Here is a 5,486-nt window from a genome sequence, read left to right on the forward strand (position 1 = left end):
GGGCCAGCCATACACTGCGGTTGATGGCAGTGGCCAACACAGCGCCTGATGCACCCCTCTTCGAGATCGACGATTTGGGCGTACGGGCCGTCGACGGCCCGCAGATCCTGCGCGGCGTGGATCTGGTGGTCCACGCGGGCGAGTGCCACGCCATCATGGGCCCCAACGGGTCGGGCAAGTCAACGCTGGCCACCACGATCCTGGGATCGCCGGAGTACGAGGTGACCGGCGGGGAGATCCGCTACCGGGGCGACGACGTCTCCGAGTGGGATCCCGACGCCCGCTCGAAGGCCGGGCTGTTCCTGGCCTTCCAGTACCCGCAGCACATTCCGGGCGTGTCGGTGCGCAACTTCCTGCGCCAGGCAGTCTCGGCACGGCGCGGCGAGGACGTGTCGGCCATCGAGATCTATGTCGCCATGGGCGAGTGGATGTCACGGCTGGGCATGGACGAGTCGTTCATGGACCGCTACCTCAACGAGGGCTTCAGCGGCGGCGAGCGCAAGCGCAACGAGATCCTGCAGCTGGCGCTGCTCGAGCCCGACGTGGCCGTGCTCGACGAGACCGATTCGGGCCTCGACATCGACGCGCTGCGGGTGGTGGCCACCGGCTTGCAGCAGGTCCGTGCCGGGCGGCCGCACATGGGCGTCGTGCTCATCACGCACTACGAGCGCCTGCTGGGCGAGATCGAGCCCGACTACGTCCACGTGCTGGTCGACGGGCAGATCGTGGCCTCGGGCGGCCCCGAGCTCGCCGCCGAGCTGGAACGCGACGGCTATGAGCCCTTCGAGCAAAAGGCAGCGGCATGAGCGCCGGCGCCGGCCCCGACATCGACGGAGCCGTGAAGGCGCAGTTTCCGCTGCTCGAGCGCAGCGTCCACGGCCATCCGATCGTCTATCTCGACTCTGCGGCGTCGTCGCAGAAGCCGGTGGCGGTGCTCGACGCCATGGACGACTACTACCGCACGGTCAACGCCAACGTGCATCGTGGCGCGTACGAGATCGCTGCCGCCGCGACCGAGCAGATGGAGCAGGCTCGGGCCGACGTTGCCCGGTTCATCTCCGCTCCGAGCGCGGACGAGATCGTGTTCACCAAGAACGCCACCGAGGCCATGAACCTGGTGGCCCGCTCGTGGGGCGGCTCGAGCCTCGGGCCGGCCGATGCGATCGTGCTCACCGAGATGGAGCACCATGCCAACATCGTGCCGTGGCACATCTTGGCCGCCGAGCGGGGCTTCGAGATCCGCTGGATTCCGATCACCCACGACGGCTGCTTGGACCTCACCGATCTCGACCGCCTGCTCGACGGGGCGAAGCTGCTGTCGGTCACCGCCATGAGCAACGTGCTCGGCACGCTCAACCCGATCCCCCGCCTTGCCGCCGCCGCTCACGACGCCGGCGCGCTGCTCAGCGTGGACGCCAGCCAGTACGTACCGCACCTGCCCACTGACGTGGGTGAACTGGGCGCCGACTTCATGGTGTTCACCGGGCACAAGATGTGCGGCCCGACCGGTGTGGGCGTGCTGTGGGCCCGCATGGAGCTGCTCGACGCCATGCCGCCGTTTCTGGGCGGCGGCGAGATGATCCTCGACGTCACCAAGGAAGGCTTCCGGCCCAACACGGTGCCGCACAAGTTCGAGGCGGGCACGCCGCCCATCGCCGAGATCGTGGGCCTCGGTGCAGCGGTCAGATACCTGGAGGGGCTGGGCATGGATGCCGTGCGAGCCCACGAAGTCAGCCTCACGGGCTACGCCTTGCGAACGCTGACCGACCGCCACGGCGACGACATCACCGTGCACGGACCGTCCGAGCCGGCCCAGCGCGGCGGTGTGCTGTCGTTCGTGTATCGCGACGTGCATCCGCACGACATCTCCCAGGTGCTCGACCAGAGCGGCGTGTGCGTGCGTGCCGGTCACCACTGCGCCAAGCCGCTCATGCGATGCCTCGGCGTCACCGCCACGACGCGGGCCTCGCTGTACGTGTACAACGACACTTCCGACATAGATTCGCTGGCCGAAGCGCTCGACGAAGTCGGCGCGCTGTTCGGCCACTAGAGGCAATAGACCGGGACGAAGCGAGATCCGATGGCTGGGCTCGAAGACCTGTACCGGGAGATCATCCTCGACCACTACCGGAACCCGCGCAATCGCGGCGAGCTGGAGTGCCCGCCCGCGCGCCGGAGCGAGGGCTTCAACCCGCTGTGCGGGGACGAGGTGGTGCTGACCTTCGAGATGGACGGCGAAGTGGTGACCGACCTTCGTGTCGGCGGCTACGGCTGCTCGATCAGCCAGGCGTCCGCGTCGATGATGTCGGCTGCGGTGATCGGCAAGACCATCGATGAGATCCGCGATCTGACGCGAGCCTTCAAGGCCATGATGTCCATCCATGAGGAGGCCATCGGCGGTGACGGCAGCGAAGCGCTCGACGGAGCCGGGTCCGCTGAGTCCGGGGCCTCGAACGGCGGGGCGCTGCGACTGGGCGATCTGGAAGCGCTGCGCGGCGTCGTGAAGTTCCCTGTGCGCATCAAGTGCGCGACGCTGGGCTGGAACGCGCTCGCGACCTGCCGCTGCCGAACGCCGCATCGAACTCGTCGAGCGGGCGCAGCAGCTTGCGCCGAAGCTGGCTGCTCGCGCTGCCGCGGATCCATGGGCGAGGCGGGTCGAGCCCGATGTCATCGACGAGTTGCGCTCGGCCGAGCTGATGACGATCGGCCAGCCGAGTGCCAACGGCGGCCAAGAACTCGACTGGATCACGTATCTCGAAGTGAACGCGGCGCTGGCCGAAGGCTGCCCGTCAACCGCATGGCACTCATGCGTCGGCAATGCGCACGCGTGGCTGGTGGGCCACTGGCCCGACGCCGCGCAGGAGGAGATCTACGGCGGCGGTCCGGACCAGTACGTGGCAGGTGTGCTGGTCGACCGCGGCGATGCCACCCCAGTGGACGGCGGCTGGAGGCTGAGCGGCTTCTGGCCGTTCGGTTCGGGCATCGATCACGCCGGCTGGGTCATCCTGGGCGGTCACTTCCCGACCCCAGACGGCGACGGCCAAGTCTCGGGCATGTTCGTGCTGCCGGCCAGCGACGTCTCAGCGCTCGACGACTGGCACGCCAACGGTCTGCGGGCCACCGGCAGCAGCAGCATCGTGGTCGACGAGGTGTTCGTGCCCGAGCACCGTTTCGTTGCCGGCGAGGTGCTGGCGTCGGGCGACACGCCGGGCATGGCCCGCAACACCGGCTGGATACAGCGCAGTTCGCTGATGCCGACATTGGCCTACGCGCTGGTCCCGCCGGCTCTCGGGGCCGCTCGGGCATCGCTGGCCGCATTCGCTGAAGAAGTCGACGGCAAGGTCATCAGCCATGTCGACGTGCTGCAGACCGACTGGCCGCTGACGCACCGGCAGTTCGCCGAGGCCCATGCGCTCGTAGACCAGGGCGAGCTGCTGATGCGACGCACCGCAGAGCTGCTCATCGAGACGGCCCTCAACGGCGAGTCGCTGGAGCTTCCGCTGCGGGCACGAGTGCGCCTGGACTGCGCGTACGCCGTCCGCCGCTGCCTCGAAGCGACCCAGAGCATCTACTTGGCAACAGGTGGCCGGGGCGTGCGCGACTCCAACCGGATCGGCCGCCTGCAGGCCGATCTGCAGGCCATCAACATGCACGCCATCACAGCGCTCGACCCCGCCTTGGAGGCCTACGGCCGCATTCTCATGGGCCACCCACCCCGCACCCCCCGCCTCTAGCCAGCCCGCTGCGGCCCGCGAGTGCAAGCAGTGGCGCAGCAACCACGCAGTCCATGTCTTGGTCAATGTCGGCGCTCAGGTCTGCATGTGAGACTGGCGGCGTGGCCGACGACGACTTTCTGGAGGTCCATGTGGACGAGACCGGCGATCGCGGCTTCGGGCCGAGGGCGTCGCCGGTCTTCTGCCTGGCGGCATGTGCGTTCAGGCACTCCAAAGCCCATCTCGTAACGAAGGCCATGCGCGACCTGAACGAGTCACTCGGTCGCGCGAACGTCCCCATGCACGCCCGGGAGCATCTTCGCAAGCACGGTCGAAAGATGGAGGCGTGCGAGCGTCTCGGCGCGCTCAACGGAACCGTGCGGCTGCTCTACGTCGTGCTGCCCAAGAACCTCGTCAACAGCGACTCGTACCTGCGGGACCCGATCGGTGCGTACAACTACCCAGTCAAGTTCCTGCTTGAACGTGTGAGCTGGCTTGCCCGCGACGTCCGATGCCCTGCTCGTGTCACGCTGGCGGCCGTTCGGGGACTGCCCCCTGCCAAGATACGCGACTACGTGAATCTGCTTTACCGCAACCCTTCGCTGTCGAGCATCGAGTGGCCATGGCTCAAGCCGCCGCTGAGCTTCTCACCAGCGCAGCAGCGAGTCGGCCTGCAATGGGCTGACATCTCCGCAATGGCGCTGCACCAAGCCGTCGTCCCCAAGACGCACCCGCCCCACCGAGTCGAGCCCGCCTACATCAACGCGCTCGCGCCAGCAGTGTGGGGCAAGCGCGATCTCGAGTCGTACGCGGTCAAGTCGATGGTCGAGGGATGGCATCAGAGCCAAACGTGGTGGCCGGCGTTCACCGCCCGAGTGCCTGTGCAGTGACGCGAAACGAGGAACCGGGCCGACTCAATGGCATTTGCCAAGTGACACGGTTGCCCGCGCCGTCGGTTGATCCCGCGTTCCTCGCTGCCAAGAGCCTACACACAATTGCGAACTATCGCGCGGCCCGACCTAGGGAGCGCCGGGCACGAGAAGCTCAGGATCGCCAGTCCACCAACTGCGGCGCTGATGGCGGTTCGGTATTGGTGCTCGCGACCGTTGGGTCTCGGAAATAGGCCGAACTCAGCGACGCCGCACTCGAAGCTCTGTGAGCTCATCGAAGCGGCGGTCTTCTCTTTCGCGATCCGCTTCTCGTTCCGCGAGCAGAGCACCTGCCAAGCTCGGTTCACCAGGCAGGCAACCCATGAGGGAGCGGACGTCGTCAGCTCTGCCGATCTGGGTCTGGGCCGCTTCGTCGTCGGATGCGCTCACGAAGTCTCCCTTCAACGCAGCGACAAGTTACGTGGAACAAGTTCGGTACGGGCAGCGTGCCTCATGTCGTAGCGAGGTCCGGATCGTTATCGAGGGATCGAACGAACGCTGCATGCTCGTCCCGACCGAGCAGGTCCCTGAGCAGCTGCTGTGCCTGCCCCGAAGGTTCGATGTCGTTACTGGCAGAGACATTAAGCGGGTCGTCTTCGGGCCTCGGCTGACTACGCGTCACGACGCCCATGGTTACCAGCGGTGGCTGCGGCTCATTCACTCGGAGCAGCGGCGTAAGGTTCTCGGTGCAGTGCCAGTCGGCAGTGCCAAGTGCGAGCCTGTTGCCGGCAACCGACAGCCGCGTTCTGTGTTGCGTCTGACTTCGCGCGACAGGTTCTGAGTTTTTTCAAGCAGCATCGGTCAAGGTTGGCTGTCTCAGCGCAGGAGGCTGCCGATGACCGCT

At 66.9% G+C, this 5,486-nt stretch carries 5 protein-coding genes and 1 pseudogene; 5 read left to right on the plus strand and 1 reads right to left on the minus strand.

Annotated features, from left to right (window positions below; translation table 11 throughout):
• The first annotated feature begins 23 nt into the window (after nt 1-23).
• The 5 genes and pseudogenes from sufC to VI480_RS04640 all read left to right on the plus strand — a co-directional run bounded on the left by sufC (nt 24) and on the right by VI480_RS04640 (nt 4,603).
• A complete protein-coding gene (gene sufC / locus VI480_RS04620) occupies nt 24-806 on the plus strand; it encodes a Fe-S cluster assembly ATPase SufC (RefSeq protein WP_323671646.1) in 783 nt (260 codons plus the stop codon).
• A complete protein-coding gene (locus VI480_RS04625; RefSeq protein ID WP_323671647.1) occupies nt 803-2,050 on the plus strand; it encodes a SufS family cysteine desulfurase in 1,248 nt (415 codons plus the stop codon). The genes sufC and VI480_RS04625 overlap by 4 nt, the downstream gene beginning before the upstream one ends.
• A 30-nt stretch (nt 2,051-2,080) precedes the next feature.
• A pseudogene (gene sufU, locus VI480_RS04630) lies at nt 2,081-2,575 on the plus strand (Fe-S cluster assembly sulfur transfer protein SufU); the annotation flags it as partial.
• Between the two features lie 40 nt (nt 2,576-2,615).
• A complete protein-coding gene (locus VI480_RS04635) occupies nt 2,616-3,734 on the plus strand; it encodes a hypothetical protein (RefSeq protein WP_416246641.1) in 1,119 nt (372 codons plus the stop codon).
• A 101-nt stretch (nt 3,735-3,835) separates the two neighbouring features.
• Entirely contained in the window at nt 3,836-4,603 is a 768-nt protein-coding gene (locus VI480_RS04640; RefSeq protein ID WP_323671648.1) for a DUF3800 domain-containing protein, read from the plus strand.
• A 240-nt stretch (nt 4,604-4,843) separates the two neighbouring features.
• Here the strand turns inward: VI480_RS04640 and VI480_RS04645 are convergent, their stop codons facing one another.
• Nucleotides 4,844-5,032 (minus strand): hypothetical protein, encoded by a 189-nt coding sequence (locus VI480_RS04645; protein ID WP_323671649.1) that lies wholly within the window; start codon nt 5,030-5,032, stop codon nt 4,844-4,846.
• Nucleotides 5,033-5,486 lie beyond the last annotated feature (454 nt).

The organism is Candidatus Poriferisodalis multihospitum (assembly GCF_028283155.1).
Taxonomy (GTDB): Bacteria; Actinomycetota; Acidimicrobiia; order Acidimicrobiales; family Poriferisodalaceae; genus Poriferisodalis; species Poriferisodalis multihospitum.